Raw genomic sequence first — 15,473 nt, 5'->3', positions numbered from 1 at the left:
GGACGTGTAAGGATCCTACCGATCGTGTCGGCCACCTCATTTTGGGGCTGGCGCGCAGTGCGGAAAACCCTCCGGAGGAGCGGGCGTGGCGAACGAGACCATCCTGGTAGTTGACGCGGATACGAAGAGTCAGAAAGTCCTCGAGGTCAGCTTCAAGAAAGCGGGCTATCGAGTACTGATCGTCGACTCGATCGAGAAGGCGCGGAGTGCCATCGGCACCCACGAGCCCGATCTGATCATCAGCGACACCGAGTTGCCCGACGGGGACGGCTTCGACTTCTGTGCCGAAGTCAAAGAGCACCCGCACTGGACGAATATCCCGTTCGTCTTCCTGACCGAGCAGCGCTCGCTTCCCGAGAAGATGCGCGGCTTCGAGTTGGGCGCCGACGAGTATTTGACCAAACCGATCTACATCAAAGAGGTGACCAGCCGGGTCGAGGTGCTCTTGCAAAAGCGCGCCCAGCAGCGGCTCAGCGGCGGCGAAGCCGAGGAGTTCGAGGGCGACCTGGCCGACGTGACCATGATCGACCTCTTGCAGACCATCGAGCAGGAGCTTCGATCGGGGTCGATCCAGATCAACCGAAACGGGCGCCGAGCCGCCGTGCACTTTCGTGAGGGCAATATCCTCGACGCGATGTGCGGCAAGCTGCAGGGTGAAGAGGCCCTGTACCGGCTGATGCTGTGGCCCGACGGCGACTTCCGCGTCGAGTACCACGAGAACGTGCGTCGCGCCGATCATATCGAGAAGAACTCGAGCGAGCTTCTGATCGAGGGAATCCAGCGCCTCGACCAGTGGAACGAGCTGGTGGCTGTGCTGCCTTCGCTGGGGCGGGTCTTCGAGGCCGACTACCAGCGTCTGCCCAATCTGCTCGCCGAATTGCCCGAGCCGGCCGGACGCGTGGTGCGTCTCTTCGACGGGGTGCGCTCGCTGCGCGAGGTCGTCGATGACAGTCCCTTCGACGATATCACCACCTTGCAGATCATTCGCCGGCTTTTGAGCGAAGATGTGCTCTACGAGAAGTCGTCGAGCGAGGCGACCGACTCGCAGAAGACCTCCAACCTGGAGGCGTGGCTTGCCGGAGCGGAGGACGACGAGGACGTGCCGACCCCGTTTACGCAGGTCGACTCGTCGGTCGAGATCAGCCCGCTGGGCGATCAAACCACCGAGACTCCCGAGGCGGCATCGAGCTCCGGTGCCGAGGGCGGCGGGCACTGGAAGGTGCATTGGGATGCCGCAGACGACTCCGACGAACGTGCGCGCAGAACCCTCGAGCAGCCGCGGGCCGAAGAGCCGATCGTCGAGCAGCCGGCTGCAGACGAGCGGGCCGTCGCAGAAAGCCCTCAGCAACTCGACGCCGACAGCGCGCTCAACGAGCTCGAGGAGCGCGAGGTGCGCCGACGTGAAGAGGAGGCGCGCCAACTTCTGCGCCAGAGCGGGCGCTTCGAGGCGACGATCCAACAGCTGCAGGCTGTCCCACGTGACGAGGCCGCCAAGTCCGATGAGGCAAAGGCGGACAAGCTCGAAGGTGACGAGGCTGCCGAGCGGCGCACCACCGCGCCGATCGAGAGGGTGGCTCGCGACGAAGAGACTCCCCCTGCAGAGAGCCAGACGGCACACCGCACCCGTCAGCCGACGCCGATCGCCACGCCCAACGGAGACGTGAGCGCCGAGGACGATTTCCCCAAGCGCTCGCCCGCCGACCAGACCTCCCCGGGAATCCAGGTCGCGCGGTTGTTCCAAGACGAAGAGGACGAAGAACTCCAAGAGCCGGAAGAGTCGGCCGAGCAGGCCGACGAGGCTGTCGATGCCACTCAGGCGGAGCCGGAGCCCGAGGCCGCCCAACAGGCCCAGCAAGAAGAGCCTCGTAGCAGTGCCGAGCGGCGTGCCGCGTCGGTCGAGGAGGCGGCGTCGGTCAAGCGCGAGGCGTCGCGAAGTGTGCGCGAGAGCGCGCCGTTTGCGGCCATCGACCCCGACGAACTTCCCAAGGCCGACGACGAAGGCGACGTGGTCGAACAGTCGGCAAGTGCCGAGGAGGCCGTCGAGCCGAAAGAGTCGGCCGAGCCAAAAGAGGCGGTCGAGCAAGAGGAAGCGGCCGAGCAAGAGGAAGCGGCCGAACAGGAAGAGCCGGAGGAAGCGGCCGAACAAGAGGGGACGGCGGAGCAAGACGATGCGCCGGCGGAAGAAGACCTCGACATCGATCGCTCGGACCGGGTGACCGAGGAGATTTCGGCCGTCGACGACGAAGAAGAGATCGTCGAGCCGATCGAAAAGCCGGGCCGGATGGCCGACGAGGTCACCGAGCCGATCGACGAGGAAGAGGAGTCCGCCGACGAGATTCCCGCCGTCGACGTCACCCCGGCAGAGGCGCCCGCCAAGGTCGAGCGGTCGGCCGCCGACGGTCAAGTCGTCAAGGCCGAATACGACCTGTCGCAATCTCCGGGAAGCAAGGCTGCCGAAGCCGCGCCGGAGGCTGGGGAGGCCGAGAAGCAAGAAGAGCCGGAAGCCGAAGAGCCGGAAGCCGAAGAGCCGGAGGCTGGAGAGCCGGAGGCTGGAGAGGCCGACAAGCAAGAAGAGGCTGCTGACGAAGCGTCCGAAGAGGAACCGGAGGCCGAAGAGGCCGAGAAGGAAGAAGAGGCCGAGAAGGAAGAAGAGGCCGACGAGGAAGCAACCGAAGAGGCCGAGAAGGAAGAAGAGGCCGAGAAGGAAGAAGAGGCCGACGAGGAAGCAACCGAAGAGGCCGAGAAGGAAGAAGAGGCCGAGAAGGAAGAAGAGGCCGAGAAGGAAGAAGAGGCCGAGAAGGAAGAAGAGGCCGACGAGGAAGCAACCGAAGAGGCCGAGAAGAAAGTAGAGGCCGAGAAAGAAGAGGCGACTGCTGACGAAGAAGATGACTTCTTCCAGGAGTCTCTCGCCGACAAGTCGCACGAGGACGCCTTTTTCTCCGACGGTGAAGAGGGTGATTACGATTGGGAGTTCGAGGACGTCCCTCAGACGAGCAATCGTTGGGTGTATTTTGTCGCCGTCGCCGTTCTGGCGACGTTGACCGCGGTTGTCATCGCCGTGGCCACCGGCGACAACCAGACGCCCGAGAACGCCGAAGGCGACAAAGTTGCCGCCTCCGACGAAGAGCCTGCCAAAGAGGAGACTCCGGAGCCGGCCGTCGAAGCGCCGGTGGAGCCGGCCAAAGAAGAGGTGGCCGAAAAGCCGGCTGAAGAGACGCCCGAGCCCGAAGGCTTGAGCGAGGCGCAGGCGCAGATGGAAGCCGGCGTCTACGGCGCCGACGTCCAGACCACCGCCACGCAGACTGCCGTGGCCGTCGCCGGGGTCGACCCGGCCACTGCCAATCAGCAGCCCGTGGCCAACGCCGGCCAGGGCGACCAGCCGGCTGCCGGTGCAACCAAGCCGGCGGTGCAAAACAAGCCGCCCAAGACCGAGCCCGCCAAAAAGCCCGCGCCCCAGAAGCCCAAGGCGAGCGGCAACAGCTTCGACGACCGTCTGGCCAGCGCTCAGCGCCTGGTCAATCGCGGCCGCAACAGCCAAGCGCTCGACGCGCTTCGCAAGTTGAGCAAGGAGAAGCCCGGCCACGGCAAGACCGCCTACCTGCACGGCCAAGCCGCGCTGGGGGCCGGACGCAACGGCGAAGCGATCAAGCAACTGTCGCGCGCCGACCGCCTCGGCTACCGCAAGGCGAGTATGTACCTCGACCTGGCCACCGCCTATCAGCTCAGCGGCGACATCGGCAAAGCCAAGGGCGCCTACAAGAAGTTTCTGAATCTACAGCCGTCCGGCAAGCGCGCCGACGAGGTTCGCTCGATTCTCGAACGGCTCTGAGAGAGTAATCCATGCTGGTCTTGACCCTCGAGTCGAGCTGCGACGAGACCTCGGCGGCGATCATCGAGGACGGGAAGAAGATCCTGTCCAACGCGGTCGCCAGCCAGATCCCGGTGCACGCCCGCTACGGCGGCGTGGTGCCCGAGCTCGCCTCCCGCAATCATATTCGTGACATCCACCCGGTCATCGATCAGGCGCTCGAGCGCGCCCAGAAGACTCTCGACGACATCGAGGGCTTCGCGGTGACCGCCGGTCCGGGGCTGGTCGGCAGCCTGCTCGTCGGCGTCGAGACCGCCAAAGGGCTCGCCTTCGCCAAAGACCGGCCATGTGTAGGCCTGAACCACCTCGAGGGCCACCTGACCACGGTCTTGTTGGACCTCGACGAGGTCGGCACCCCCGAGTTTCCCTACGTGGGCCTCATCGCCAGCGGCGGCCACTCCGACATCTACATCGTCCACGAGCTGGGCGATTACACGTTGCTGGGCCGCACGCGCGACGACGCGGCCGGCGAGGCCTTCGACAAGGTCGCCAAGATGCTCGGGCTGCCCTATCCGGGCGGCGTCGAGATCGACCGACTCGCCAAGACGGGCGACCCGGCCGCGATCGACTTCCCGCGGCCGATGTGGACGCGCAAGAACCTCGATTTTTCGTTCTCCGGGCTCAAAACCGCGGTGCTCCAGCATCTCGAGGAGCACGGCATCCCCGAAGGCCAGGCGCTCAACGACCTGTGCGCCTCCTTCCAAGAGGCGGTCGTCGACGTGCTCGTCATGAAGGTGATGACGGCGGCCCACCAGAACGATATCGGGCGAGTGGTGCTGTCGGGCGGCGTGGCCTGTAACAGCCGCCTGCGCCAGGCCATGCGCGCGGCCGGGGACGAGGCCGACGTCGACATCTTCATTGCGCCGGCGTCGCTTTGTACGGACAATGCGGCTATGCTGGGCGCCGTGGCCGAGTTCTACCTGCAGCAGCTCGACGCGCCGGGCTTTACCAGCCACGGGCTCAAAGCGCGCGGGAGCATGCCGCTGGGCGTCAGCAAGCGCACCAAGGCGCGTACTCACCGGTAGCATCCACCGCTTGCACCCGTCGGTCGGTGTCGAGCGGGTCGATTGGTCTCGCAGTTGTTTGAGGAGGAGTATTTTGCTCGGAGAGGATGCCAAACGCAATCAAATGATGGGTGCGCTCGAAGAGCATGCTCAAATCAAGGCGGCGCTCGTGGTCGATCGCGCCGGCTCGGTGCGAGCGCGCGTCGGCCGAGCTCGCGCGCTCAAGGCCACCGCCGGCGCGACCGAGCCGATGGTCGCCACCGGCCTCGACGCCAAAGAAAACGTCTACCTGGTCGGCGCGGGCAAAGACTTCCTGATCGTCATCTTCGACGACGGCGTCGACTTTGACGCCATCAAGCGAGACGTCGACGCGCTCATCGCCGATCTAGAACTGTAACCGAGCTTCCCGGATCTTGGTTTGCCGAGTCTGGGCTTACCGGGGTTCGACTTATTGGGTCTTGTCTTCGGCAGGCGCGGACATCTTGTTGGCTTCTTCCTCGGTGATCGGCTCGGCTTCGAGCCCGCCGGTCATGATGACCATGGGGATGCCACCGATATTCTCGGCGCGCAGCGGGGTGCGCTGGGTGATGAAGGTGCCCAGGCCGGCATACGCCGCCATCGAGATCAGGAAGACGACCAGCGACTTGACCGCTTCACCGCTGGTGATGGCCACCAGCATCACAAAGTGCAGCGCGCCGGCGCCCAAAATGCCGAACAGGCCGAAGTCGCGCAGCACGAACGTGGCGAAGTTGGATACCACCGCCGCGATCACCGCGCCCACGAACGTATTGTGCTCGGGGTCGGTCTGCAGCACTTTGAAGCCGATCAGATAGACGAACACGTGCACGATGGCCGCTGCGATATAGAATGTGGACGGCGTCCAGGTGATGGCGGCTTCGGCCAACATGGGCATGTTGGCGATGGGAGCGATGAGGTCGACCAGCATGAAATCCTCGTACTGCGCGTTCAGGCTTCAGAGTCGTTAGCTTTTGGCTTGTTATCTTCGTCTTCGTCGATCATCGCTTCATCGACCGGAGGCTTGCGCGTGCCCGGCTTGGGCTCGGCAGCGTCCGTCGACGCACGGCGTTGGTGCTCGGGGGTGATGTCGACGGCATCGGGCCCGGGAAGGCTGCGTGCTCGTTTGGCGCGCATCTCGCCGAGCGCTTCGCTGATGTCACCGAGCTTTCCGAGTCCGAAAATACAGATCACGATGACGATCAGCAGGATGATCTCGGTCAAGCTGGGAACCATAAGCGCTTTTCCGCGAAGAAATGATCCACGATTGGTCGGCCAAGATCAAGAAATCCAACTGCTTGACTGGCCCCGTGGGCCAAGTTGTAGCAGGCTACATCCATTTGCGAAAGAAAGTTCCCGTCGTGAATATTTTAAAAGTGTGCGCCTGTTATACATCGAGGAACGTCCCAAGCTGGAGACATGAAGATGAAAGAGGCCGTCAAAACCTACTTGGATAAGACCCGCGACCTGCCCACCAGCGTCATCTTGGTCTTCCCGCTCTTTGTGCTCTACCAGCTCGGGCTGCTGGCCACCGGTGGGGTGCGTAACGGCGTCGACTTCGTGACCGACGTGCTGATGGCCCTGGCCGGCCATAACTTCTGGAACTACTTCCTGATCAACTTGGGGATACTGATCGCCTTCGGCCTGTCGCTGATCTGGCTGCGCAAAAAGGGCGAGTTCAACCCGAAGCTGTGGCCCAAGGTCATCGCCGAGAGCACGGTGTACGCGTTTTTCTTCGGCGCCGCCGTCATCGGCATGATGCGGGGGCTGGGCCTCGACGTGCTGCTGGCGTCGGGCGCCGGCGCGGTCGAGTACGGCGTCTTCGACAGCCTGGTGTTGAGCATCGGCGCCGGGCTGTACGAGGAGCTCGTCTTCCGCCTCTTCTTGATGGGCGGCATGTTTTACGCCGGGGTCAAGTGGGTCAAATGGCCGGCGTGGCTGGCTGCGACCACTGCCGTATTGGTCTCGAGCCTGTTGTTTAGCGCGGTCCACTATATCGGATCTCTGGGCGATCCATTTGAACTCGGCTCGTTTACGTACAGATTCTTCGCCGGCGTGCTGTTGGCGGTGATCTTTTACCTGCGAGGGTTTGCGGTCGCGGTTTACACGCATGCGATCTACGACGTGATCGTGATGGTCTTTCGCTGAGAGGAACGATGCCGCTCGACCCGCACGGAATCGACTGGGACGAAACAGGCCGCGAAGCGGTCGAACTCTTCAAGGGGCTTCTGCGCCTCGACACCACCAACCCGCCCGGCAACGAGAATCGCGCCGCCGAGTACCTGGCCGAGGCGCTGTCGGAAGACGGCCTCGACCCTTGGATCGTCGAGAGCGCGCCGGGGCGAGCGAACTTGGTGGTGCGCTTGCCGGCCACGGTCGACACCCCCACTGGCGGGCCGCTTTTGCTCGCCGGCCACACCGACGTGGTCCCGGCCCAGGCGGCTCGTTGGACCCACCCACCCTTTTCGGGGGCCGAAGAGGACGGCCATATCTGGGGCCGTGGGGCGGTGGACATGAAGAATATGGTCGCCATGAGCACGATGGTGGCCAAGCTGATGGCCCGCTCGGGCCGCGAGCGCAAGCGTGACTTGATCGTGGCGGCGGTCGCCGACGAGGAGGCCGGCTGCGGGCACGGCTCGAAGTTCTTGGTCGACAATCACCCCTCGCGGGTCAACGCCGAGTTCATGCTCGGCGAAGTCGGAGGGTTTTGGCTCAATATCGGGCCGCAGAGCTATATCCCGATCATGGTCGCCGAGAAGGGCTCGGTGCACCTGCGCATGACCGCGCGTGGCCCCTCCGGCCACGGCTCCATCCCGCGGCCCGACAACGCGCTCGTCCAGTTGGCCTCGGCGATCGAAACCCTCGGCAAAAACCGGCTTCCCTACCACCTGTCGCCGGTCATGGAGGACTTCATCCGCAAGCTCGCCGACACCCAGCCGCTGCCGGCGAGCATGGGGCTCAAGAGCCTGCTCAACAGCCGGCTCTCCGGGCCGGTGCTCGACAAAATCTTGCCCGATCCGTCGATCTCTCGAAACTTCAACGCCCTGCTGCACAACACCGTCTCGCCCACGGTAATGCACGCCGGCTCCAACCGAAACGTCATCCCCGGCGAGGCCAGCTGCGATCTCGACGGCCGCACCCTGCCGCACTTCAACGGCCAAGACCTCAAACGCGAGGTCGAGCGCTGCATCGACGATCCCGCCATCGACATCGAGGTCGTCTCCGAGGCGCCCGCCGTGCAGGCCAACCCCATCGGCAGTCCCTTGCTCGACACGATCACCGACACCCTCGCGGTGCACGCCCCGGACGCCATTCCCGCCCCCTACATGATCCCGGGCCACACCGACGCGCGCTTCTTCAGCCGCCTGGGCATGCGCTGTTACGGATTCGCCCCGCTCAAGCTCGATCCTGACAGCGATCTCGTCTTCAGCGACCTCTTTCACGGCGTCGACGAGCGCGTGCCCGTCGACGGATTCGTGTGGGGACAACGCGTGCTCTACGACGTGGTGAGCCGCTTTTTGGCCAAGTAACTCCTCCCCCGACCGGGGAGGTGTCACACGGTCGTTACATTGTGGCGAGTAAATCGTCACAAACACGCCACTTCAATTCCATCCATCGATGACATTGTGCACCCCGAACTGGACGGGCGCCCATTGCCCGTTTGTGTCCTGTTTTCGTCGGGATAGGCCCGCCGGGAGCATTCGCAGTCTGGTCTCTTTTCCATTCGGGGAAAGCCAAGATGAATTGGAATGTGAACACGAAGTTTATCGCTCTGTCGCTCGCTACCATGCTTGCCGGCTCACTGGGCGCCGCTGCTTGCGGCGACGACGCCGGCAACAACGAAACCACCAACAACGGCGGCTCGAATAACGGCCAAGGCCTCGACCATCCGAACGTCGATTGCTCGGAAGTCGACTCTGGCACGCTGTGCAATATCACCGGCGGGATCACCGAAGATCTCACGCTGGCCAACGACGGCACCATCTATCAACTCCAAGGGCCGGTCTTCGTCGGTGACGACGCCGAAGAGACCGTGCTGACCATCGAGCCCGGCGTGACCGTCTTCGCCGACCCGGCCACCTCCGAGACGACCTTCCTGACGATCCGCCGCAACTCGAAGATCATGGCCGAGGGCACCAAGGACGCCCCCATCGTCTTCACCCCGGCTGCCGACGAAGGCACCCGCCAGCGTGGCATGTGGGGCGGCATGATCATCAACGGTAATGCCCCGCTGAACACCGGCGCCGAGGCCGAAGGCGAGGGCAACACCGGCAAGTACGGCGGTGACGACCCCAACGACAGCAGCGGCACGCTCAAATACGTGCGCGTCGAGTTCGCCGGTGACCTGATCACCGACGAGGACGAGCTCAACGGCATCGCCTTCCAGGGCGTCGGTCGTGGCACCGTCATCGACTACGTGCAGGTGCACATGAACAGCGACGACGGCGTCGAGTTCTTCGGCGGCACCGCCGAGGCCAAGCACTTGGTTCTCACCGGTATCGGTGACGACAGCATCGACTGGACCGACGGCTGGCAGGGCAAGATCCAGTACGCCGTCGTCCAGCAATTCGACGACAAAGCCGACCGCGGCATCGAGTCGGACAACCTCAAGGCCGACAACGACGCCAGCCCGCGCAGCCACCCGGTCATCTCGAACGTGACGCTCCTGGGCGGCGCCGAGGGTGATACCGGCATGGTTCTTCGCCGCGGCGTGGCCGGCAACTACTACAACATGATCGTGGCCAACTTCGCCGATGCCTGCATCGACATCGACGATATCGCCACCTTCGAGAACGCTTGGGACGCCGACGCCGGCGACTTCAGCGGCGAGCTGACCATGGTCAACTCCATCGTCAACGGTTGCAACAAGACGTTCGACGAAGACGACGAAGAAGACGCCGAGGCCACCGAGCCGTTCACCGTCCAAGAGTGGTTCGAAGGCCAGAACGGCAACCAAGCCACCGACCCCATGCTCGACGGCTGGGTTCCCCAGAGCGGCTCGCCGGCGCTGACCGACTCGGTCCAGCCCGACGGTGACAGCTTCTTCGAAGACGCCGGCTTCATCGGCGCCGTCGGCGAAGACGACTGGACCGCCGGCTGGACGATCACTTCCGACAGCTAAGTGGTGGTTGATTGACGCTTCCCCTCCGCTTCGGCGGAGGGGAGCCAACGACAAGCTTCAAGCCACAAAGAGACATCATCATGAGACGTTCCACCCGAGAACTCACCAGGTGGCGCCGAATGGGCCTGAAAACCCTCGGCGCTTTTGCTGCTCTGTTTGCCCTGCTCGTCGCGGGCTCGGCGATCGCCCACGACGGCGACGTGCAGGCCTTGGCCAAACGGCTCGCCGAGCTGCGCTCGGAGGTCGAGACGCTGTCGAGCGAGGTCGAGAACAAAAAAGCCGACATCGACGCCAAGCTGCGCTCGGTCAGAAGCCAGAAGGCCGACCTCGAGATGCAGATTCAGCGCGAAGAGGTCCGCCTGAAGCAGCTTCGCCAGGCGGTTCAAAAGCACCAGGACCGCATCGAGGCGCAGAACAAGACGCGCGCTGATTTGGCCCCGGCGGCCAAGGAGGCCATCGGCGACGTACGCCAGACGGTGGCCAAGAGCCTTCCGTTCAAGCGCTCGGCGCGGTTGAGCGAGCTCGACAAGCTCGAAAAGCAGCTCGACGACAAGCTCATCTCGCCACAGAAGGCGACCGCCCGGCTGTGGCAATTCGTCGAAGACGAGCTTCGCCTGGCGCGTGAGAACGGCTTGTACCGCCAGATCGTCGAGGTCGACGGGGACGAAGTCCTCGCCGACGTGGCGCGAGTCGGCATGGTCGCCATCTACTTCAAGACCGAGGACGGACGGGTCGGCATGGCCCAGAAGTCTGACGGGGGCTGGAAGTGGGCGACGATCAGCGGCGAAGAGAACACCAAGCGGGTGCGCAACCTGTTCGACTCGTTCAAGAAGAATATCCGGGTGGGCTATTTCGAGATTCCGAACGCGCTGCCTGCCCCGCAGGACCAGCAAGCAGTTCAAAAGGGAGGTGCGCAATGATGCGCCCAATCCGACACGCAGGTGGACATGTCTTGGCCGGGTTGATCGCGCTCGGGCTTGTCCTGATGACGATCACCGCCACGAGCTGGGCTCATCCGCACGAGGACGAGAGCTTGTTCGCGGCCTACAAAAAAGAATTCGCCTACCTCGAGGCGCAGAAAAAGGCGCTCGAAGATCGCCTGCAGAAGCTCGAGAAGCGCGAGCGCGCCCAGGTCGGCGGCGCCAAAGGCGAGCTCGACGCCCTGCAGGGCCGGCTGCTGTCGCTGCAGACCGAGGCCGATCGCCTCTCGGACACCCTCGCCGAGGTCGAGCGCAATGCCGACGGGATGGGCGAGGGCGGCGAGGCGGTGGCCACCACCGTCGAGCAGGCCAACGCGACCTTCGAGAAGTGGAATCGCAAGGTCGACATCCCCGAGGCCGACGGCAAAAAAGAGTACGCCAAGGCTGTGAGCGCGCTGTTCGACACCGGCACGGAGTTGCTCGAAGAGCATAGCAGCGTGCGCTCGAAGCAGGGCGAGTTCTTCCTGCCCGACGGCACCAAGACCGAGGGCCAGATCGTGATGGTCGGCAACGTCGCCGCCTACGGTGTGGCCGACAAGGCTGCCGGCGCGCTCGCTCCGGCGGGCAACGGCCGGCTCAAGCTGTGGAAAAAGGACGCCTCGAAGAGCGCCCGCGCGCTCGCCAATGGCGAAAACCCGGGCGTCGTGCAGGCGTTTTTGTTCGAGTCGCTCGAAAAGGCGGTCGAAGAGCAAAAGGAGAAGACCTGGCTCGACATCGTCAACAGCGGTGGCGTCATCGCCTGGGTCATCGTCGGCCTGGGCCTGCTCGGCCTGCTGCTGGTCGTCGGGCGCGTGTTCATCCTGTGGCGCGCCGGCGCCAACACCCGCGGGCTCATCGCCCAGGCGGGCAAGCTGGTCGTCGCCGGCGACGTCGAGGGCGCGAAGAGGTTGTGCGAGAACGCCAACGGTTCGGCGGCACGCGTGCTCGCTCGCACGTTGTCGCACTTGGACGTCGATCCTGCCAAATGTGACAGGGAAGAACTCGAGGATGTCGTCGCCGAGTCGATCCTCCACGAGCTTCCCACCCTCGAGCGCTTCGGCTCGGCCATCTTGGTCTTCGCCGCCGTCGCCCCGCTGCTCGGCTTGCTGGGCACGGTCACCGGTATGATTTCGACCTTCGACATCATCACCGAGTTCGGCACCGGCGACCCCAAGCTCCTGTCGGGCGGTATCTCCGAGGCGCTCGTGACCACCCAACTCGGCCTGATCGTGGCGATTCCGCTACTGCTGATCGGCAATGTGCTCAAGGGGTGGGCGGGCAATATCACCACCCACATGGAGCGCGGCGCGCTTCGGCTGATGAACCTCGCTCGCCTCGAGCGCCAGGGCGAGCCGGATAGCGAGGGCGAGAAGCCCAAGCTCGAGAAGGTCGAGATGCCTGAAGCGACCGAATACCTGGGAGCTGTGTGATGCAACCCGGAGTCTTCGACCAACTGCTCCAGTATTTCCAGGACGGCGGCTTCGTGATGCCGCCGCTGGTGGTGGCCACGCTGATCTTGTGGTTCGCGCTCGGCTGGCGGCTGATGACCCTGCAGCGCGGTTCGACGGCCACGCTGCGCGAGCTGGTCAAAGCCTACGCCAAGGGTGAGCGCGAGGGGGCGCGTGGCATCGTCGACCGCGCCGCCATGCGCGGTGTGGCGCTTGCGAAGCTCGATTTGGACGACCTTCGCGGCTACCTCGACGACGCCTTCGGCGACCTCGAGCTCGACATGAAGCAGTTCAACGTGCTCGTCAAAGCGATCGTCGCCGTGGCGCCGCTGACCGGCCTGTTGGGCACGGTCACCGGCATGATCGAGACGTTCGACTCGCTGGCGTCGATGTCGCTCTTTAGCCAATCGGGCGGCATCGCCGGCGGCATCTCGGTAGCGCTGGTATCCACCCAGATGGGCTTGGCCGTGGCGATCCCGGGGCTGGTCGTCGGGCGCATTCTCGACCGCAAGCAGGAGCGGCTCGCAAGCGAACTCGAGGAACTCAAAGAGGTTCTCTGCAGCAACAAGAACCAAGAACCGAGAACCAAGAACCTTGTCGATCGAAGCACAAGATCTCAACAGCCTTCCGAGGTCACTACGCCATGAGATTCCGACACAAGAATACCGAAGAGCAACAGATCGACATCTCCCCGTTGATCGACATGGTGTTCATCTTGCTGATTTTCTTCATGGTCTCGACGACCTTCGTCAAAGACATGAAGCTCGACCTGGAGCGCCCTGGCGCGGCCAGCGCCTCCAGGGCGTCGACGAAGGCGCTTCGGGTCTATATCGACAAGAATTCGAGCATCTTCGTCGACGGAAACCCCGTCAAACCGTGGATGCTGCAGAGCCGCATCCGCCAGCTCATCTCGGGCTCGGGTGAGGGTCAGGTGCTCGTGGTCGTCGACCGCAACGTCCCCTCCGAGAAGCTCATCGAGGTCGTCGACCAATGCCGCTTGGCCGGCGCCAAAGACGTCGGTGTGGCCACCGAGCAGGAGGCGGGATGATGAATCGCTCGCTGCTCACAAAGTGGGCCGGCACGCTGGTGATCATGGCCGGCGGCAGCGCCACCGTCTTCGGGCTGATGCTCGTGATGAACGGCATGAACGGCGATTTGAAGAAGCCCGAGGCCGAGCGCGCCGAGCGGTTCGTGGCCGCGCCCAAGCCCAAGCCGCCGAAAAAGAAGAAAAAACCGAAGCCCAAGCCACGCAAGCGAAAGCCGATGAAGTCGGCGCCGGCCCCGCCGCCGAGCCTCAACTCGGCGATCGGCTCGGTGGCGCTCGATCTGCCCGGTTTTGCGCCCTCGGAGATGGGCGATGTGTCCAAGGACCTGTTGGGCGATGTGCAGGCGAGCGTGATGACCGCCGATTCGGTCGACACCAAGCCCAAGCCGCTTCGTCAGGTCCAACCGCAACTGCCGGCGCGTCTGGTCCAAAAGCAGGTGGAGGGCAAGGTCGTGGCCGAATGCATGGTCGACGAGCAGGGGCGCGTGGAGTGGGTGCGCATCAAGAGCGCCAACCCGCCGGGCGTCTTCGATCAGATCGTCAAAGAGGCGCTGCGCCAGTGGCAGTTCCAGCCGGCGACCTACAAGGGCCGCCCGGTCAAGACGGCCACCGTCGTGCCGTTCGAATTCGAGTTGGGGTGAATGTCCGCTATTGGGGCGGACAAACTACAATTTGAGGGTCGATTGACCCACCGGCGACGGTGTTTGAGGGATACAACTCGTGACCACGGTCGAAGATACGACCCCCAAATCGTCGTTTGTCCGCTCAAATAGACCCGCGCCAATCAGAAGCATTCAAATATGAAACCGCATTTATCCACAACCTGGCAACGCCTCCTCGCCCTGGCAGTCGCGGCCGCAGTGCTCACCACGACGGCGTACACCTTCGCCGAAGAGGACGAGTCGAAGCAGCAAGAAGCCCAGAAGCCCGACTACGTCGCGCTCGCCGCCATGCTCGTCCAGGACGGCCACTACGACCGCGCCCAGCTCGAGCTGGCCAAGGTCGACACCTCCGAAGGCAGCGACTTCGATCGCAAGACCTACTACACGCTCGAGGGGATCATTTCCCTCAAGAAGAAAGATTACCAGTCGGCGGTCGACCACCTCGACGACGCCATCCGCTACGGCAAGGTCGACGACATGATGTTCGTCTACCTGGCGCAGGCTTATTACGGGCTGCGCAACTGGGAACGAACGATTTTGTCGGTCAGAAACGCCGAAGAGGCCGGCGAAAAGATCCCGGATCTGTTCTTGATGAAGGCCCACGCCCACCGCGAACTCGACCAGAACCAGCAGGCCTGGTCGACCTTGAGGAAGGGCGCGAAGCGCTTCCCCGACAAGGTCGCCTTTTTGCGCCAGCAGGTCTTCCTGCTCGTCGAGATGGGCCTGTACAGGCAGGCCGCCGACCTGGGGGAGGTCTTTTTGGGGAAGGCCGACAGCGGCGTCGAAGACTACCTGGCGCTCGGCGAGGCGTTTCGCCGCGCCGGCGCGCACGACCGGGCCAAGCATCTGCTCGAGGAGGCCAAGCTCCGCTTCCCCCAGAATCAAAAGGTCTTGGTGCACCTGGCGCACGCCTATATCGCCACCGGCCACCTGATCACGGCCGGTGAGTTCCTGCAGCAGGCCGCCGAGTTCGACAAAAAGTACGTGCTCGAGTCAGCCGAACTCTATCGGCGCGCCGGCGCCTTCGAGCGCGCCCTCTACATGAACTCGCAGGTCGAAGACCAAAAGAAAAAGTTCAAGCAGCGGGTGGCCATCCTGCTCGACCGCAAGCAATTCGAGCGCATCGCGTCGCTCGAGATGCGCCTGTCGCGGCTGGGGCTGCTCGATGACCAGGATGAACAGAGTATTCTCTACACACTCGCCTACGCCCGGTTTCAGACCGGCGACTATGAGGACGCCGAGCGTCTCCTGAAGAGAGTCACCGACGCACAACTGTTCGAAAGTGCCGTGCAACTGCGCAAGACAGTTCAGATGTGTCAGCAGGAGCCCTCGGGCTGTTGAGATATAAGC

14 protein-coding genes are annotated in these 15,473 nt (G+C 63.8%); 12 read left to right on the top strand and 2 right to left on the bottom strand.

What is annotated here, in order from left to right:
• The first annotated feature begins 85 nt into the window (after positions 1-85).
• From FIV42_RS10765 to FIV42_RS10755, 3 genes are all read left to right on the top strand, one after another.
• Positions 86-3,829: a response regulator gene (locus FIV42_RS10765; RefSeq protein ID WP_141197688.1), complete on the top strand. Its 3,744-nt coding sequence runs from the start codon at positions 86-88 to the stop codon at positions 3,827-3,829.
• 11 nt (positions 3,830-3,840) lie between these two features.
• A complete protein-coding gene (gene tsaD / locus FIV42_RS10760; protein WP_141197687.1) occupies positions 3,841-4,893 on the top strand; it encodes a tRNA (adenosine(37)-N6)-threonylcarbamoyltransferase complex transferase subunit TsaD in 1,053 nt (350 codons plus the stop codon).
• A 73-nt stretch (positions 4,894-4,966) separates the two neighbouring features.
• Entirely contained in the window at positions 4,967-5,269 is a 303-nt protein-coding gene (locus tag FIV42_RS10755) for a hypothetical protein (RefSeq protein ID WP_141197686.1), read from the top strand.
• Positions 5,270-5,320: 51 nt separating this feature from the next.
• Here FIV42_RS10755 and FIV42_RS10750 read toward each other — a convergent pair whose 3' ends face one another.
• Positions 5,321-5,818, bottom strand: coding sequence for a hypothetical protein (locus FIV42_RS10750; RefSeq protein ID WP_141197685.1), 498 nt, complete (start codon positions 5,816-5,818; stop codon positions 5,321-5,323).
• A gap of 20 nt (positions 5,819-5,838) precedes the next feature.
• Positions 5,839-6,123 carry a twin-arginine translocase TatA/TatE family subunit gene (locus FIV42_RS10745; protein WP_141197684.1) on the bottom strand — a complete coding sequence of 95 codons (285 nt, stop codon included), beginning with the start codon at positions 6,121-6,123 and terminating at the stop codon, positions 5,839-5,841.
• 189 nt (positions 6,124-6,312) lie between these two features.
• On the opposite strand from FIV42_RS10745, the gene FIV42_RS10740 reads away from it, so the two are divergent.
• The 9 genes from FIV42_RS10740 (at position 6,313) to FIV42_RS10700 (ending at position 15,464) form a co-directional block, all read left to right on the top strand.
• Positions 6,313-7,035 (top strand): CPBP family intramembrane glutamic endopeptidase, encoded by a 723-nt coding sequence (locus FIV42_RS10740; RefSeq protein ID WP_168210555.1) that lies wholly within the window; start codon positions 6,313-6,315, stop codon positions 7,033-7,035.
• A gap of 8 nt (positions 7,036-7,043) precedes the next feature.
• Positions 7,044-8,417 (top strand): M20/M25/M40 family metallo-hydrolase, encoded by a 1,374-nt coding sequence (locus tag FIV42_RS10735; RefSeq protein WP_141197682.1) that lies wholly within the window; start codon positions 7,044-7,046, stop codon positions 8,415-8,417.
• A 209-nt stretch (positions 8,418-8,626) separates the two neighbouring features.
• Complete coding sequence (locus FIV42_RS10730) at positions 8,627-10,009, top strand: hypothetical protein (RefSeq protein WP_141197681.1); 1,383 nt, start codon at positions 8,627-8,629, stop codon at positions 10,007-10,009.
• 119 nt (positions 10,010-10,128) lie between these two features.
• Entirely contained in the window at positions 10,129-10,929 is an 801-nt protein-coding gene (locus FIV42_RS10725; RefSeq protein WP_168210554.1) for a DUF3450 family protein, read from the top strand.
• Positions 10,926-12,398 carry a MotA/TolQ/ExbB proton channel family protein gene (locus FIV42_RS10720; RefSeq protein ID WP_141197679.1) on the top strand — a complete coding sequence of 491 codons (1,473 nt, stop codon included), beginning with the start codon at positions 10,926-10,928 and terminating at the stop codon, positions 12,396-12,398. Before FIV42_RS10725 ends, FIV42_RS10720 begins: the two co-directional genes overlap by 4 nt.
• Positions 12,398-13,063: a MotA/TolQ/ExbB proton channel family protein gene (locus FIV42_RS10715; protein WP_141197678.1), complete on the top strand. Its 666-nt coding sequence runs from the start codon at positions 12,398-12,400 to the stop codon at positions 13,061-13,063. The genes FIV42_RS10720 and FIV42_RS10715 overlap by 1 nt, the downstream gene beginning before the upstream one ends.
• On the top strand, positions 13,060-13,464 hold the full coding sequence (locus tag FIV42_RS10710; RefSeq protein ID WP_141197677.1) for an ExbD/TolR family protein: 405 nt from the start codon (positions 13,060-13,062) through the stop codon (positions 13,462-13,464). Before FIV42_RS10715 ends, FIV42_RS10710 begins: the two co-directional genes overlap by 4 nt.
• Positions 13,464-14,102 carry an energy transducer TonB gene (locus FIV42_RS10705; protein WP_168210553.1) on the top strand — a complete coding sequence of 213 codons (639 nt, stop codon included), beginning with the start codon at positions 13,464-13,466 and terminating at the stop codon, positions 14,100-14,102. The genes FIV42_RS10710 and FIV42_RS10705 overlap by 1 nt, the downstream gene beginning before the upstream one ends.
• 159 nt (positions 14,103-14,261) lie before the next feature.
• Complete coding sequence (locus tag FIV42_RS10700) at positions 14,262-15,464, top strand: tetratricopeptide repeat protein (RefSeq protein WP_141197675.1); 1,203 nt, start codon at positions 14,262-14,264, stop codon at positions 15,462-15,464.
• The last annotated feature ends 9 nt before the right edge of the window (positions 15,465-15,473 follow it).

This window comes from Persicimonas caeni (assembly GCF_006517175.1).
In the GTDB taxonomy this organism is placed as follows: Bacteria; Myxococcota_A; Bradymonadia; order Bradymonadales; family Bradymonadaceae; genus Persicimonas; species Persicimonas caeni.
The sequence above is the reverse complement of the archived record's forward strand: the minus strand, read 5'-3'. Positions and strand labels throughout refer to the sequence as shown.

Bases quoted from the DNA above. Each gene is read 5' to 3' on its own strand.
- tsaD (WP_141197687.1), top strand. From the start codon at position 3,841: ATGCTGGTCTTGACCCTCGAGTCGAGCTGCGACGAGACCTCGGCGGCG.
- FIV42_RS10750 (WP_141197685.1), bottom strand. From the start codon at position 5,818: ATGCTGGTCGACCTCATCGCTCCCATCGCCAACATGCCCATGTTGGCC.
- FIV42_RS10745 (WP_141197684.1), bottom strand. From the start codon at position 6,123: ATGGTTCCCAGCTTGACCGAGATCATCCTGCTGATCGTCATCGTGATC.
- FIV42_RS10740 (WP_168210555.1), top strand. From the start codon at position 6,313: ATGAAAGAGGCCGTCAAAACCTACTTGGATAAGACCCGCGACCTGCCC.
- FIV42_RS10735 (WP_141197682.1), top strand. From the start codon at position 7,044: ATGCCGCTCGACCCGCACGGAATCGACTGGGACGAAACAGGCCGCGAA.
- FIV42_RS10730 (WP_141197681.1), top strand. From the start codon at position 8,627: ATGAATTGGAATGTGAACACGAAGTTTATCGCTCTGTCGCTCGCTACC.
- FIV42_RS10725 (WP_168210554.1), top strand. From the start codon at position 10,129: ATGGGCCTGAAAACCCTCGGCGCTTTTGCTGCTCTGTTTGCCCTGCTC.
- FIV42_RS10720 (WP_141197679.1), top strand. From the start codon at position 10,926: ATGATGCGCCCAATCCGACACGCAGGTGGACATGTCTTGGCCGGGTTG.
- FIV42_RS10715 (WP_141197678.1), top strand. From the start codon at position 12,398: ATGCAACCCGGAGTCTTCGACCAACTGCTCCAGTATTTCCAGGACGGC.
- FIV42_RS10710 (WP_141197677.1), top strand. From the start codon at position 13,060: ATGAGATTCCGACACAAGAATACCGAAGAGCAACAGATCGACATCTCC.
- FIV42_RS10705 (WP_168210553.1), top strand. From the start codon at position 13,464: ATGAATCGCTCGCTGCTCACAAAGTGGGCCGGCACGCTGGTGATCATG.
- FIV42_RS10700 (WP_141197675.1), top strand. From the start codon at position 14,262: ATGAAACCGCATTTATCCACAACCTGGCAACGCCTCCTCGCCCTGGCA.